Here is a 14039-nt window from a genome sequence, read left to right on the forward strand (position 1 = left end):
CCCCCCCCCCCCCCCCCCCCCCCCCCCCCCCCCCCCCCCCCCCCCCCCCCCCCCCCCCCCCCCCCCCCCCCCCCCCCCCCCCCCCCCCCCCCCCCCGGCGGGGTCAGGGCGTGACGTCCCGGGCCTCGCCCAGCCAGCCGGCCAGCTCCTCCATGTAGGCGGCCTGGGCGGCGTAGTCCATCCCGATGTACTTCCACGGGTGCACCTGGCCGGCCCGCGCCGCCGGGAGCAGGTCGTACGTGGGCTGCTCGGCCATCTGCTCCGGCGGCAGGGCGCCGCGCAGCGAGTACAGGATGAGGTCGCTCGGGTACTGCGGCACGTCCTCCCAGCTCGCGGTCTGCCAGTAGTACTCGTCGCCGCCCGGGTCGACGAACCGGACGCCGAGCTCGCTGTACATGCGCAGCGACGGCTCGTCGGGCGCCTTGGCCATGTAGAAGCCCTCGTCGGCGTAGGCGGCCACGGGCAGGACCGTGAGCCCGCTCGCGGCGGCCTCGGTCAGCGCCTCGCCGGCGGCCTCGAAGTCCTCGCGGGCGGCGGTGACCTCCTCGCCGTCCATGTCCGCGCCCAGGGCCTCGGCCAGCTCCGCGGTGCGGTCGATGACGTCGGCGGCCGAGCCCGTCCAGGCGATGGCGATGATCGGCGCGATCCGGCCGACCTGCTCCTGCTGCTCCAGCGACTCGAAGCCGTAGAGGGGCTGGCTCTCGTCGAGGGTGCCCGCGGAGTCGGTCGGGTAGACCGTGGTGACGACGACGTCGGGCGCCGCCGCGGCGAGCTGCTCGAGGTCGATCTCGCCGTAGCTCTCGCCGAGGATCTCCACGTCTGAGAGGTCACGGCCCTCGAAGGCGACGTCGTCGGCGGTGGAGGTCTGGCCGAAGGTGGCGACCGGCGCGACGCCGTAGTTCCACAGCGAGGACACGACGTCGTTGATGCCGGCGACGCGGTCGGGTGCCTCGTCCAGCTCGACGGTGTTGCCCAGGTCGTCGGTGAAGGACCAGCCCTCACCGGAGGCGGCGGCGTCCGTGCCGCCGTCGTCGTCGCTGGAGCAGGCGCTCAGCCCGACGACGGCGAGGGCCAGCAGGCCGCCGGTCAGGCGGCGGGAGGTGCGGTGCAACGGGATCTCCTCGGCTCACGGATCACGGTCGCCGGGAAGGTTAGCCTGCCCTAAGTTGACACCGCATCGGGGTCCGCGGACACGGGCGTCAGCGGAGGCGGCGGACCGGCACGACCATCGGCGTCCCGGTCACCGGGTCGGGCACGATGCGGGCCTCGAGGTCGAAGACGTCGGCGAGCAGCTGCTCGGTGAGCACCTCGGCCGGGGTGCCCGAGGCGACGAGGACGCCGTCCTTCATGGCCACGAGCCGCTGCGCGTAGCGGGCGGCCAGGTTCAGGTCGTGGAGGACGACGGCGACGGTGCGCCCCCGCTCCGCGTGCAGCCGGCCCACCAGCTCGAGCACGTCGATCTGGTGGGCGAGGTCGAGGTAGGTGGTCGGCTCGTCGAGGAGCAGCAGGTCGGTGCCCTGGGCCAGCGCCATCGAGATCCAGGCGCGCTGGCGCTGGCCGCCGGAGAGCGCGTCGACCGGGCGGGCCGCGAGCTCGGCCATGTCGGTCCACTCCAGCGCCTCGGCGACGACCGCCTCGTCGTCCCGGGACCACTGCCGGACCCAGCTCTGGTGCGGGTGGCGGCCGCGGGCGACCAGGTCGGCCACGGTGAGCCCCTCGGGCGCGATCGGCGTCTGGGGCAGCAGGCCGAGCACCTTGGCGACCTCGCGGGTGGGCGTCCGGGCGATGGCGCGTCCGTCGAGCAGCACCTGGCCGCCGGTCGGGCGCAGCAGCCGGCCCAGCGCGCGCAGCAGCGTGGACTTGCCGCAGCCGTTCGGCCCGACGACGGCGGTGAACGAGCCGTCGGTCAGCTCCAGGTCCAGGTCGTGCACGACGACGTGGTCGTCGTAGGCCAGCCGGACGCGCTCCGCGGCCAGCCGCACCGGGCCGACGGCGTCGTCGCGGGAGGAGGCGGTGGGGTGCAGCAGCCCGGTCACGGCGTCGACCTCATGTGAACTGCCGCCTTCCGCGGATCAGGAGCCAGAGCAGGTAGGGCGCGCCGATGACGGCGGTGAGGATCCCGACGGGCAGCGCCTCGGGGAGCACGGTGCGGGTGACCAGGTCGGCGGTCACGACCAGCACGGCGCCGAGCAGGCCCGAGGCCAGCAGCGGCGGCCGGGATCCGCCGGTGAGCCGGACGGCGACCTGGGGCACGACGAGCGCGACGAAGGTGATGGGCCCGGCGGCGGAGACGGCGGCGGCGGTGAGCGCGACGGCCAGCAGCACCACGGCGGTCTGCGCCCGCGGTAGCCGGACGCCCAGCCCGCGGGCGGTGTCGTCGCCGAACTGCAGGACGGTCAGCGCCCGGCCGGTGGCCAGCGCCAGGGGCACGAGGACGGCGAGGGCCAGCGCGAGGGGCACGGCCTGGTCCCAGGTGCGGGCGTTGAGCGAGCCGGTGATCCAGACGTAGGCCGCGGCGGCGTCGTAGATCTGGGCGTTGGTGAGCAGCCAGTCGACCAGCGCGCCGCCCACCGCCCACAGCGCGATGCCGACGAGCACCAGCCGGTAGCCGTCGACACCGGCGCGCCAGGCCAGGACGAACAGCAGCAGCCCGGTGACCAGGGCGCCGGCGAGCGCGGCCAGCTGGACGCCGAAGCCGCCGAGCAGCGCGCCGACCGAGCTGCCGCCGGTGAGCACCAGTGCGGCCACCGCTCCCACCGAGGCACCCACCGTGATGCCGAGGGTGTCGGGGGAGGCCAGCGGGTTGCGGGCGAAGGTCTGGAACAGCGCGCCGGCGACGCCGAGGGCCAGCCCGACCAGCAGTCCGACGATCACCCGGGGCGCGCGCAGCTGCAGCACGATGAAGTTCTGCGGGCCCTCGGTGAGCCCGGCCAGCGTGCGCAGGACGTCGGGGATGCCGATCGGGTAGTCGCCGCGGCCGATGCTCAGCGCCGAGACCAGCACGAGGACCACCCGCGCGACCAGCGGCACGGCCACCTGCCGCCAGCGCACCACCATCGACACGGGCCCGACGCGCAGCGCCGTCCGGCCGCGCGGCCCGCTGACCGGGCGCTCCAGGACCGCGCTCACAGGGCCATCGTCCGGCGACGGCGCACGAGGGCGATGAAGAACGGGGCGCCGACCAGCGCGAGCACGATGCCGACCTGGAGCTCGCCGGGGCGGGCCAGCACGCGGCCCAGCACGTCCGCGCCGAGCAGCAGCGCCGCGCCCAGCAGGCCGGAGCAGGGCACCAGCCAGCGGTGGTCGGGTCCGGTCAGGCCGCGGACCACGTGCGGCACGACCAGGCCGACGAAGGCGATCGGCCCGCAGGCGGCGGTCGCGGCGCCGCACAGCAGCGTGATGGCCGCCAGCCCGACGGCGCGGGCCAGCCAGATGCGCTGGCCCAGCCCGCGGGCGACGTCCTCGCCCAGGCCCAGCAGGTCGAGGGCCGGCGAGTTGGCCAGCGCCAGGACGGCGCCGACGGCGATGAACGGGGCCACCTGCCAGGCGACCTCCGAGCCCCGGCCGGCCAGCGCACCGACCTGCCAGAAGCGGAAGGAGTCCAGCGTCGCCGAGTCGCTGACCACGATCGCGCGGACCATCGCGTAGAGCAGCGCCGAGAGCGCCGCGCCGGCCAGGGCCAGGGTCACCGGCGTCGCCCCGCCGCGCCCGGCCGCGCCGACGGCGTAGACCAGCACCGTGCCGGCCAGCGCGCCGGCGAAGGCGAACCACACGTACCCCGAGGCCGTGGTCACGCCCAGGTAGGCGATGGCGACCACGACGGCCAGCGAGGCGCCCGCGGTCACGCCGAGCAGGCCGGGGTCGCCGAGCGGGTTGCGGGTGTGGCCCTGCATGAGCGCGCCGGACATGCCGAGTGCGGCGCCGACCATCAGCCCGAGCACGGTGCGCGGCACCCGCAGCTGCTGGACGATGACCGCGGCCTCGTCGGTGGGGTCGCTGTCGAACAGCGCCCGCCACACCTCGCCGGGCGCGAGCGACCGCGTGCCGACGGCGATGCTGGCCAGCGCCGCGACGAGGACCAGTGCGACCAGTGCGAGCAGGACGACCAGCCGTCCGGTGCGCGCCCGGCCGAGGGGCGCCCGGACGGGCGCGCCGCTCCGCGCGGGAGCGTCGGCCGTGGTGGTCACGAGCAGCTCCTGGCTTACGGCGACGGATAGCTGAGGCTTACCTTAGCCGCGGTCGCCGGGGAAGGCCCGTGCCCGGAGAGCCGGAGCGCTACCGCTTCAGCCGGCGACTGCCGCCGTGCCAGTCCTCCTGCCGGCCCGCCTCGTCCGTCCGCACGCCGAAGGAGGGCAGCTGGGGCCGCTCCCGCAGGCTGCGCTTGAGCTCCGCGAAGCCCGGGAACGAGGCGAGCGCCACGACGTGGTCCCACAGCGCGACGGCGTCCTCGTCGGCGGGCAGCCGGCTGATCACGGGCCCGAAGAACGCCACGCCCTCGGGCGGGCGGAAGTGCAGGATCGGCGTCCCCACGTCCTTGCCGGTCAGGGCCAGCGCCTCGTCGGTCTCGTCCTGGATCTGCGCGTCCCAGGACCCGTCGTCCAGGGCCGTCGCCAGCCCGGCCGGGAGCCCGGCCTCGGCCAGCGCCGGGTCGAGGAACTCGCGGGTGCCCCGGCGCGCGGCGTCACCCCGGCCGGCCGGCACCTCGAACACGTGCGCACCGAGGGTGGCGTAGAGCCGGTCGACCGCCTCGTGGCCGTGCTCGGCACGGGCACGCGCCGCGACGCGCAGCAGGCGCAGCCCGGAGGTGTGCCCGGCTTCGTACTCCGGCGGGAAGTGGGTCGCGTAGTCGACGTGCCCGTTGAGCAGCCGCAGCGAGATGAACCGCCACTCGACGTCGTACCGCCGCTGGGCGCTGACCTGGCGGACCCACTTGCTGGTCATCCAGGCGAACGGGCAGACCGGGTCGAACCAGAAGCGGAGGTCGGCCATGGGGCCGACGGTAGGCGTGGCCGGCGGTCGCTGCTCAGCGCAGCGTCGACTCCACCGCGGCGCGCACCTCGGGCGCGTCCGGCGTGGTCATCGGGCGGAACCGGGCGACGACCTCGCCCTGGCCCGACACGACCCACTTCTCGAAGTTCCACGAGACGTCACCGGCCTTGCCGTCCACGTCGGGCGTCTCGGTGAGCCGCTGGAACAGCGGGTGCGCGCCCTCGCCGTTGACCTCCAGCTTCTCGGTCATCGGGAAGGTGACGCCGTAGGTGGCCGAGCAGAACTCCGCGATCTCCTCCGCGCTGCCCGGCTCCTGGCCCATGAACTGGTTGCAGGGGACGCCGACGACGGTGAAGCCGCGGGGCGAGAACTCCTCGTGCAGCGCCTCCAGGGCGGTGTACTGCGGGGTCAGCCCGCACTTGCTGGCCACGTTCACCACGAGCGCCGGGTTGCCCCCGGTCAGCTCCCGCAGCGTCGTCGTCTGGCCCTGGAGGGTGGTCACCGGCACGTCGAGGAGGTCGCTCATGCACCCGGCCAGCGCCGCCGGACCGGCCGCTTATTCCGGGTCCTGCAGGGCGCTGAGGTCGTCGGGGACGTCGACGGCGTGCCGGCGCAGCGCCTCCAGCGGCACGACCTCCAGCGCGCGCTCGTTCGTGGCGGCCAGCACGACGCCCGCGGCGGCGCCCGACCGGTAGGCCTGGAGCCAGCGGACGGCGACGACGCACCAGCGGTCGCCGGGGCGCAGGCCCGGGAAGCCGAACTCCGGCCGGGGCGTGGACAGGTCGTTGCCGAGCTCGCGCTGCAGGGCCAGGAACTCGGCCGAGACGACGGCGCACACGGTGTGCGAGCCGAGGTCCTCCGGCCCGGTGCTGCAGCACCCGTCGCGGTAGAAGCCGGTGACCGGGTCGGTGCCGCACGGCTCCAGCGGGCCGCCCAGCACGTTCCGCTCGCTCGGGGGCACGGTGGTCTCCAGTCTCCGGTGGGCACGCCGGGGTCAGGATGGCAGGGTCGGGGCGTGCGCGACGTCCTGTGGCAGCCCTCGCCCGAGCGGATCCGCGGCTCGCGGATCGCGGCCTTCGCAGCCGAGGTGGCGCAGCGCCGGGGGCTCTCCTTCGGCGACCCGGTGGACTACGACGCCCTGTGGCGCTGGTCGGTCGAGCACCTCGACCAGTTCTGGGGGGACCTCGCGCGGTGGACCGGCGTGGCCGACGTCCCGGACGACCGGGTGCTCACCCGCCGCGCGATGCCGGGTGCGGAGTGGTTCCCGGGGACGACAGTGAACGTCGCCGAGCAGGTCCTCCGGCAGGCGACCCCCGACCACCCGGCGCTGGTCGTCACGGCGGAGGACACCGAGCCGGTAGAGGTCTCCTGGGCGGAGCTGCGCGGGCAGGTCGGCGCCTTCGCCGCGACCCTGCGCCGGCTGGGGGTCGGCCCGGGCGACCGGGTGGCCGGCTACCTGCCCAACGTGCCCGAGGCCGTCGTCGCGTTCCTCGGCGCCGCCGCCGTCGGGGCGGTGTGGTCGGCGTGCGCGCCGGACTTCGGCACCCGCGCCGTCCTGGACCGGTTCGCGCAGATCGAGCCCACCGTGCTCGTCGCCGTCGACGGGTACCGCTTCAACGGCCGCCCGTTCGACCGCCGCGCGGTGGTCGCCGAGCTGCGGGCCGCCCTGCCGAGCGTCCGGACGACGATCTCGGTGCCGCGGCTGTTCCCCGACGAGCCGCCCGCCGGTGCGCTGAACTGGGCCGACGCCGTCGCCGACGCGCAGGACCCGGTGTTCGAGCCGACGCCCTTCGACCACCCGCTCTGGATCGTCTACTCCTCGGGCACCACGGGGCTGCCGAAGGGGATCGTGCACGGCCACGGCGGGGTGGTGCTCGAGCAGCGCAAGTCCGCCGAGCTGCACATGGACGTCGGTGTCGGTGACCGGTTCTTCTGGTACGCCTCGACCGCCTGGATCATGTGGAACATCGCGACGTCGACGCTGCTCAGCGGCTGCACGCTGGTGGTGCACGACGGCGCGCCCGCGTACCCGGCACCGGACGCGCAGTTCGCGCTCGCCGCGCGCACGGGGATGACCTACCTGGGCACGAGCGCGGGCTACCTGTCCGCCTGCGAGAAGGCGGGCCTGCGCCCGGGGGAGCAGCACGACCTCTCGGCGCTGCGCGGCATCGGCTCGACCGGGTCGCCCCTGCCGGCCGCGGCCTTCCGCTGGGTCTACGACGCGGTCGCGGACGACGTGCTGCTCGGCTCCCTGTCGGGCGGCACCGACGTCGCCACCGGCTTCATCGGCGCCTCTCCGCTGCTGCCGGTGACGGCGGGGGAGCTGCAGCGCCCGATGCTCGGCGTCGCCGCCGCGGCCTGGTCGCCGGACGGCGAGCCGGTGTCCGGAGAGCTGGGCGAGCTGGTGATCACCGAGCCGATGCCGTCGATGCCGCTGCGCTTCTGGGACGACCCGGGCGGCGAGCGGTACCGCGCGGCCTACTTCGAGCCCTGGCCCGGGGTGTGGCGGCACGGCGACTGGATGGAGGTCACCGAGCGCGGCACCTGCGTCATCACCGGCCGCTCGGACTCCACGCTGAACCGCGGCGGCGTGCGGATGGGCACGGCCGACATCTACGCCGCCGTCGAGTCGGTGCCGGAGGTCCTGGACTGCGTCGTCCTCGGCGTCGAGCAGCCCGACGGCGGCTACTGGATGCCGCTGTTCGTCCAGCTCGCGCCGGGCACCGAGCTCGACGAGGACCTGGTCGCCCGGCTGCGGACCGTCATCCGCGAGCAGGCCTCGCCGCGGCACGTGCCCGACGAGATCCTCGCCGTCCCGGCGGTGCCGCACACCCGCACCGGCAAGCGGCTGGAGGTGCCGCTCAAGCGGCTGTTCCAGGGCGTGGACCCGGCGAAGGCGGTCAACGTGGGCACCGTCGACGACCCGGCTGCGGTCGAGCACTACGTCGCGCTGGCCCGGATACGCGCCGGTGAGGCTGGTCACCTGCGCGGATGACCGCGGCGTGCGGGGGGCACCTGCAGCCCCCAAGGTGAACGTGATCATCCCGCCGTCGAGGAGGGCCGTCCGACGATGACGTCGAGCGCCAGCACCGAAGAGACCGAGCTCCTGCTGCCCCCGCCGCCGGCGCTGCTGCCCCCGTGGCACACGCCCGAGCGCGAGGAGCTGCAGCTGGAGGCACGCCGGTTCGCGATGGACGAGGTGCTGCCGGTCGCCGACGAGCTGGACCCCCAGAAGGGCCTCATCCCGGCGGAGCTGCTGGCGCGGCTGGCCGAGCTCGGCTACTTCGGCATCACCGTGCCCGCCGAGCAGGGCGGGCTGGGTCTCGGCGTCTTCGAGTACTGCATGGTGAGCGAGGAGCTGGCCCGCGCCTGGATGTCGTCGGCCAGCATCCTGGCCCGCTCCCAGGGCCTCGGGACGGCGGTGCCCGACGCCGCCCGCCGCGACGAGCTGCAGCGGCGCAGCGCCCGCGGCGAGTGGATCGGCGCGATCGCGCTGTCCGAGCCCGACGCCGGCTCCGACCTGGCCGGGGTCTCCACCCGCGCGGTCCTCGACGGCGACGAGTGGGTGGTGACCGGGCACAAGCGCTGGTGCGGCAACGCCGAGGCGGCCGACTTCATCCAAGTGCTGGTGCGCGAGCGGGACCCGGAGGAGGGGGAGTCGCGCTCCGCCGGCCTGGTCAACCTGCTGCTGGAGAAGGAGCGCGGCTCGTTCCCCGAGGGGCTCACCGGGCACCCGATCGACAAGATCGGCTACCACGGCTTCCTGACCTGGGACCTCACCTTCGACGGCGTCCGCATCCCGAAGGGCAACGTCGTCGACGAGGCGCGCGCCGCGCGGGAGGACAGCGGCGAGGAGGGCGAGGCGGCCGAGCAGGCGGGCTTCGCCGAGGCGCAGAAGTTCCTCAACACCGCCCGCGTGCACACCGCCGCCCGCGCCGTCGGCCTGGCCCGCGCCGCCCTGGAGGACTCGATCCTCTACCTGCAGGAGCGCGAGCAGTTCGGCCACCCGATCGGCGACTTCCAGGCGCTGCGCTTCGCCGTCGCCGAGATGGCCGCGCAGATCGAGCAGTCGCGCGCCTTCTACCGGCAGGTCGCGCACCTCATCGACCTGGGCCTGCCGGTCGCCAAGGAGGCCTCGATGGTGAAGCTCGAGGCCACCGAGATGTCGGTGCGCGTGACCAACCAGGCCATGCAGCTGCACGGCGGCAACGGCTACACCACCGAGCGGCAGGTCGAGCGGCACTGGCGCGACGCCCGGCTGACCACGATCTTCGAGGGGACCAGCGAGATCCAGAAGCGGATCATCAGCGACCGCCTGCTCCCCCGGTCGCCCTTGTCCTGACCCGTGCCGTTGCGCACCAACCGCCCTCTCGGGAGCTCCTCACGCGGCGGTTGGTGCGCAACGGGCGGCTCAGGCGAGGCGGATCGGCATGACCATGCGGACTTCGCCGGGGCGGCGAGGGTCGCGGATCACCAGCGGCGCGAGCGGGCCGTCGAGCCCGAGCTCGAGCTGGCCGGCGTCCCCGGGCAGCGCCTCCAGCAGGAACTCGCGGTTCACGCCGAGCTCGACGCCGTCCAGGGTCAGCACCGTCGCCGTCTCCTCTCCGCCGTCCGGCCCGGTCGGGACCGTGCGCGTCGGCGCGGAGGCCAGCTCCACGCGGAAGGCGGCGGCGTCGACGTCCAGCAGCGAAGCGCTGCCGGTGCGCAGCACGCGGCGGTAGTCGGGGAACTCGGCGTCCAGCCGCCGGCCGGTGACGCTCCCGCCGGCCCACTCGACGGCGACGTCGTCGCCCGCCAGCCGGAGGGCGGCCGCACCGGCGGCGTCGGAGGCGAGGAGCCGGTCGACGAGGTCCACGGGCAGCAGCACGCTCACCGCTGCGCCCTCCAGCACGGCGCCGGCGACGGCGGACACGGCCAGCCGGTAGCGGTCGGTGGCGGCCAACCGCACGGCGTCGGCGTCGGCGTCGACCAGGACGCCGGTGAGCATCGGCAGCTCCGGGTCGGTGCCGACGGCGGGGCGGACGGCGCGGAGGGCGTCGAGCAGGGCGGCGGCGGTGGTGCGGACGACGGTCATCGGGCTCTCCTGGGCGAGTAGTGATCGGGCGGAGAGGAGCTCGCGGCGGGCGTCGGCCAGGCCGTCCTCCAGGCGCGTCAGGTGCGCCTCGAGGACCGCGTCGACGACGGCGGGGTCGTCCCGGTGCTCGACGACCCGGCGGATGTCGGCCAGCGGCATGCCCACCCGTCGCAGCCGGGCGACGAGCCGGGCCACGACGACCTGGTCGTCGCTGTACCACCGGTAGGAGCTGTGCGGGTCCACGTGCGCCGGCACGAGCACGCCCGCGCCGTCGTAGAACCGCAGGGCGCTCACCGTCAGGCCCGATTCCCGGGCGAGCCGGCCGATCCCCCGCATGCGTTCCTCCACGCCCGTCACCGTCGGGCCTCGACCTGGTCGAGGGTCAAGCGTCCCCGGACAGGCGCAGGACGCGCGCCTCCCAGGGGCGCAGGCGGGTGGGGTCGTCGTCGGGCAGGTTGCCCAGCACCAGCTCCGCGCCGGCGGCCCCGGGCAGCAGGGCGGTGAGGTCGTGCGTCGTCCGCGACAGGTTGCAGACGACGAGCAGCGTGGCGCCGTCCAGCGAGCGGGTGAAGGCGTACACCTCCTCGTGCTCGGGCAGCAGCATCGTGAAGTCGCCCAGCGCCACCACCGGGTCGTCGTGGCGCAGCGCGATCAGCCGGCGGTGGTGGGCGAGCACCGAGGTGGGGTCGTCGCGCTGCGCGGCCGCGTTCCACTCGACGTGGTCGGGATTGACCGCCAGCCACGGCCGCCCGGTGGTGAAGCCGGCGTTCGGGGAGTCGTCCCACTGCACCGGCGTGCGGGCGTTGTCCCGGCTCATGGTGCGCAGCGCGGCCAGCACCTCGGCCGGGTCGTGCCCGGCGGAGACCGCGTGCACGTGGTGGTTGAGCGACTCGACGTCGGCGAACTCCTCGAGCGAGCGGAACGGGAAGTTCGCCATCCCGAGCTCCTCGCCCTGGTAGACGTACGGCGTCCCCCGGTGCAGGTGGAGCAGCGTGGCCAGGCAGGTCGCGGAATCGCGCCGGAACTCCGGGGAGTCGTCGCCGAACCGGGACACCGCCCGCGGCTGGTCATGGTTGTCCCAGTAGAGCGAGTTCCACCCCACGTCGGCCAGGCCCGCCTGCCAGCGCCCGAACGAGGCCTTGAGGTCGTGCATCCGCAGCGGGTGGACGTCCCACTTCGACGTCCCGTGGTCCAGGCCGACGTGCTCGAACTGGAACACCATGTCCACCTCCGCGCGCGCGGGATCGGTGAACAGCCGCGCCTGCTCCACGGTCACCCCGGGCATCTCGCCGACGGTGAGGAACGCTCCCTCCCGCCCGGCGAAGACCTCGCGGTGCATCTCCTGCAGGAACTCGTGGATCCGCGGCCCGCACAGGAACGAGCCGAAGCCGCTGCCCAGCGCCGAGCCCGGGATCGGCGGGCCGTCGTGCAGCGTGCCGTCCGGGGCGACGTCCTTGCTGATCATGTTGATGACGTCCATGCGGAAGCCGTCGACCCCGCGGTCCAGCCACCACCGCATCATCTCGTAGACCGCGCTCCTGACCTGCGGATTCTCCCAGTTCAGGTCGGGCTGGCGGCGGTCGAACAGGTGCAGGTAGTACTCGCCGCTGGCCTCGTCGAGCTCCCAGACGGGGCCGGAGAAGAACGACTGCCAGTTGGTCGGCTCCGCTCCCGGGTCGCCCGGCGCCATGCCGGCCCGCGGCGGACGCCACCAGTACCAGTCCCGCTTGGGCGAGTCCGTCGACGCGCGGCTCTCCACGAACCACGGGTGCGCGTCGCTGGTGTGGTTGACCACCAGGTCCATGAGCAGCTTCATCCCGCGGTCGTGCAGCGCGGCGACCAGCTCGTCGAGCTGCGCGAGCGTTCCGAACAGCGGGTCGATGCCCCGGTAGTCGCTGATGTCGTAGCCGTTGTCGGCCTGCGGCGAGGGGTAGACCGGCGAGAGCCACAGGACGTCGACGCCGAGGTCGGTCAGGTGGTCCAGGCGCTGGAGGATCCCGCCCAGGTCGCCGATGCCGTCGCCGTCGGAGTCCATGAACGAGCGCGGGTAGACCTGGTAGACGACGGCGCGGGTCCACCAGGGCGCGGATGCGGGGTCCATGCCGTCGTCTGCCCCGTTCAGGCCGCGGGGAACCCGTGGTGGACCGCTTCGACGTTGTTGCCGTCGAGGTCGCGGAAGAAGACGCCGTAGTAGCCCGGGTGGTACTCCGGCCACTCCCGCGGCTCGTGCAGGATCTCCGCGCCCGCCTCCCGCGCCGCGGCGAAGACGGCGTCCACGGCGTCCCGGGACGGCGCTGCCAGCGCCAGGTGCACCGGCCGGTCGCCCGGGCCCTCGACCGGCGACGTCCACAGCTGCGGCTGGCCGGAGGGCCCGGCCAGGCCGATGACCGGGCCGTGCGGGGTGTCGATGCGCATGGCCTCGCGGACGCCGCAGGGCGCGAGGACCCGCTCGAAGAAGGCGGCGGCAGCAGCGGGGTCGGCGCACTGCAGGCCGAGGTGGTCGATCATGCGGCGGGACGCTAGCGCCGAAGTCCGACAACCGGGGCCCGCGGATGCGCCCGGCGCGAAACCGCGTGCGACCTGTCGTACCCATCACCGACGATGAGGGCCGATCCGGGGGAGAGGGAGGACGATGACCGCCGTGCCGCGGGCACTGTCGCCGCTGCGGCACCAGCACTACCGGTGGCTGGCCACCTCGCTGGCCGCGTCGCTGCTCGGGCACGGGCTGTGGGCGGTCGCGCTCGTCTGGCAGGTCGTCGACCTCGGGGGCGGGCCCGCCGCCCTCTCGCTGGTCACCGCCCTCTCCGCCGGCGGCATGCTGGTCAGCACCCTGCTCGGCGGCGCGTTGGCCGACCGGCTGCCGCAGCGCCGCATCTTGCTCGGGGTGGCGCTCACCGAGTGCCTGGCCATGGGCGTCGCGGCGGGACTGTCCCTGGCCGGGGTGATCGCGCTGGAGCACCTGGCCGCCGCCAGCCTGGTGACCGGCATCGCGATGGGCTTCTACTACCCGGCCTACTCCGCGCTGGTGCCGGTCCTGGTCCCGCCGGGCGACCTGCTGGCCGCGAACGGGCTGGAGGGCGTCGTCCGCCCGGTCCTGGCCCAGGCGGCGGGCCCGGCCGCCGCCGGGTTCCTGGTCGCCTCGATCTCGCCCGGTGCCGCGCTGGCCGCCGCGGCCGCAGCGGCGGCCGGCGCCGCCGCCTGCGTGACGACGCTGCCGGTGCGGGCGAGCACGCGCTCCGGCGACGGCGACGGGGGTTCGGCGGTGGCCGGGCTGCTCACCGACGTGCGCGAGGGCTTCCGCTACATGCTCCGCACGCGGTGGCTGCTGGCCACGCTGCTCTACGCCGCGGCCATGATCCTGGCCTTCATCGGACCGTTCGAGGTGCTCGTCCCCTTCGCCATCCAGGACGCCGGGGGTGGCCCGTCCGAGCACGCCTGGGTGCTGGCCGCCTTCGGCATCGGCGGCGCCGTCGGCTCGCTGGTCGTGGCCTCGCTGCGGCTGCCGCGGCGCTACCTCACCGTCATGAACCTGCTCTGGGGTGCGGGCACCCTGCCGCTGGTCGTCTTCGGGTTCACCACGGACCTGTGGCTGATGCTCGTCGCGGGCGCGGTCATGGGCGCCACCTTCCAGGCGGGCATGGTCATCTGGGGCACGCTGCTGCAGCGCCGGGTGCCCGGCGAGCTGCTCGGTCGCGTCTCCAGCCTCGACTTCTTCCTGTCCCTGTCGCTGATGCCCCTGTCGATGGCGCTGGCCGGCCCGGTGAGCGAGCTCATCGGCCGCTCCGCGACCTTCGTGGTGGGCGGCGTGGCGCCCGTCGTGCTGGCGGTGGTCACGATCGTCGCCGCCCGTCTGCGGGAGGACGAGCTGGCCCACCCGCTCGACGTGCCGGCCGAGGACACCGCACGGCCGGAGGACGAGCGGCCCCTGGAGGGCGCCGACCGGTGACCGCCACCGCCCGGGCGACCGGCCGGCTCC

Annotated in this window: 13 protein-coding genes; 3 read left to right on the top strand and 10 right to left on the bottom strand. The window is 74.8% G+C overall.

Annotation, left to right across the window (positions count from 1 at the left end; translation table 11 throughout):
- Positions 1-103: 103 nt before the first annotated feature.
- From ACI79H_RS06550 to ACI79H_RS06580, 7 genes are all read right to left on the bottom strand, one after another.
- Positions 104-1111: an ABC transporter substrate-binding protein gene (locus ACI79H_RS06550; RefSeq protein ID WP_456553571.1), complete on the bottom strand. Its 1008-nt coding sequence runs from the start codon at positions 1109-1111 to the stop codon at positions 104-106.
- An 88-nt stretch (positions 1112-1199) separates the two neighbouring features.
- On the bottom strand, positions 1200-2036 hold the full coding sequence (locus tag ACI79H_RS06555; protein ID WP_456553572.1) for an ABC transporter ATP-binding protein: 837 nt from the start codon (positions 2034-2036) through the stop codon (positions 1200-1202).
- 10 nt (positions 2037-2046) lie between these two features.
- A complete protein-coding gene (locus ACI79H_RS06560) occupies positions 2047-3129 on the bottom strand; it encodes a FecCD family ABC transporter permease (protein ID WP_456553573.1) in 1083 nt (360 codons plus the stop codon).
- The gene (locus ACI79H_RS06565) at positions 3126-4187 is read right to left on the bottom strand and encodes a FecCD family ABC transporter permease (protein ID WP_456553574.1); all 1062 of its coding nucleotides are present in this window, start codon (positions 4185-4187) and stop codon (positions 3126-3128) included. The genes ACI79H_RS06560 and ACI79H_RS06565 overlap by 4 nt, the downstream gene beginning before the upstream one ends.
- Before the next feature lie 88 nt (positions 4188-4275).
- Positions 4276-4989 (bottom strand): mycothiol-dependent nitroreductase Rv2466c family protein, encoded by a 714-nt coding sequence (locus ACI79H_RS06570; protein WP_456553575.1) that lies wholly within the window; start codon positions 4987-4989, stop codon positions 4276-4278.
- Positions 4990-5023: 34 nt separating this feature from the next.
- Entirely contained in the window at positions 5024-5515 is a 492-nt protein-coding gene (locus ACI79H_RS06575; RefSeq protein WP_456553576.1) for a glutathione peroxidase, read from the bottom strand.
- Positions 5516-5545: 30 nt separating this feature from the next.
- Complete coding sequence (locus tag ACI79H_RS06580) at positions 5546-5950, bottom strand: DUF2237 family protein (protein ID WP_456553577.1); 405 nt, start codon at positions 5948-5950, stop codon at positions 5546-5548.
- 54 nt (positions 5951-6004) lie between these two features.
- On the opposite strand from ACI79H_RS06580, the gene ACI79H_RS06585 reads away from it, so the two are divergent.
- Together ACI79H_RS06585 and ACI79H_RS06590 are read left to right on the top strand one after the other, a co-directional pair.
- Complete coding sequence (locus ACI79H_RS06585) at positions 6005-7984, top strand: acetoacetate--CoA ligase (RefSeq protein ID WP_456553578.1); 1980 nt, start codon at positions 6005-6007, stop codon at positions 7982-7984.
- A gap of 75 nt (positions 7985-8059) precedes the next feature.
- Complete coding sequence (locus ACI79H_RS06590; RefSeq protein WP_456553579.1) at positions 8060-9331, top strand: acyl-CoA dehydrogenase family protein; 1272 nt, start codon at positions 8060-8062, stop codon at positions 9329-9331.
- A 69-nt stretch (positions 9332-9400) separates the two neighbouring features.
- Here the strand turns inward: ACI79H_RS06590 and ACI79H_RS06595 are convergent, their stop codons facing one another.
- Genes ACI79H_RS06595 through ACI79H_RS06605 form a run of 3 tightly spaced genes read right to left on the bottom strand, consistent with a single transcriptional unit; the run spans position 9401 to position 12571 of the window.
- Complete coding sequence (locus ACI79H_RS06595; RefSeq protein WP_456553580.1) at positions 9401-10411, bottom strand: DNA polymerase III subunit beta family protein; 1011 nt, start codon at positions 10409-10411, stop codon at positions 9401-9403.
- A gap of 34 nt (positions 10412-10445) precedes the next feature.
- Positions 10446-12164, bottom strand: a complete 1719-nt coding sequence (locus ACI79H_RS06600) for a glycoside hydrolase family 13 protein (RefSeq protein WP_456553581.1) — start codon at positions 12162-12164, stop codon at positions 10446-10448.
- A 17-nt stretch (positions 12165-12181) separates the two neighbouring features.
- Positions 12182-12571, bottom strand: coding sequence for a VOC family protein (locus tag ACI79H_RS06605; protein ID WP_456553582.1), 390 nt, complete (start codon positions 12569-12571; stop codon positions 12182-12184).
- Between the two features lie 124 nt (positions 12572-12695).
- Between ACI79H_RS06605 and ACI79H_RS06610 the strand changes: the two genes are divergently transcribed.
- The gene (locus ACI79H_RS06610) at positions 12696-14009 is read left to right on the top strand and encodes an MFS transporter (protein ID WP_456553583.1); all 1314 of its coding nucleotides are present in this window, start codon (positions 12696-12698) and stop codon (positions 14007-14009) included.
- Positions 14010-14039: the final 30 nt, after the last annotated feature.

The sequence above is a fragment of the Blastococcus sp. SYSU D01042 genome (assembly GCF_054050515.1).

Excerpts from the sequence above, each read along its gene's own strand:
- ACI79H_RS06610 (WP_456553583.1), top strand. The coding sequence starts at position 12,696 with ATGACCGCCGTGCCGCGGGCACTGTCGCCGCTGCGGCACCAGCACTAC.
- ACI79H_RS06600 (WP_456553581.1), bottom strand. The coding sequence starts at position 12,164 with ATGGACCCCGCATCCGCGCCCTGGTGGACCCGCGCCGTCGTCTACCAG.
- ACI79H_RS06575 (WP_456553576.1), bottom strand. The coding sequence starts at position 5,515 with ATGAGCGACCTCCTCGACGTGCCGGTGACCACCCTCCAGGGCCAGACG.
- ACI79H_RS06590 (WP_456553579.1), top strand. The coding sequence starts at position 8,060 with ATGACGTCGAGCGCCAGCACCGAAGAGACCGAGCTCCTGCTGCCCCCG.
- ACI79H_RS06605 (WP_456553582.1), bottom strand. The coding sequence starts at position 12,571 with ATGATCGACCACCTCGGCCTGCAGTGCGCCGACCCCGCTGCTGCCGCC.
- ACI79H_RS06570 (WP_456553575.1), bottom strand. The coding sequence starts at position 4,989 with ATGGCCGACCTCCGCTTCTGGTTCGACCCGGTCTGCCCGTTCGCCTGG.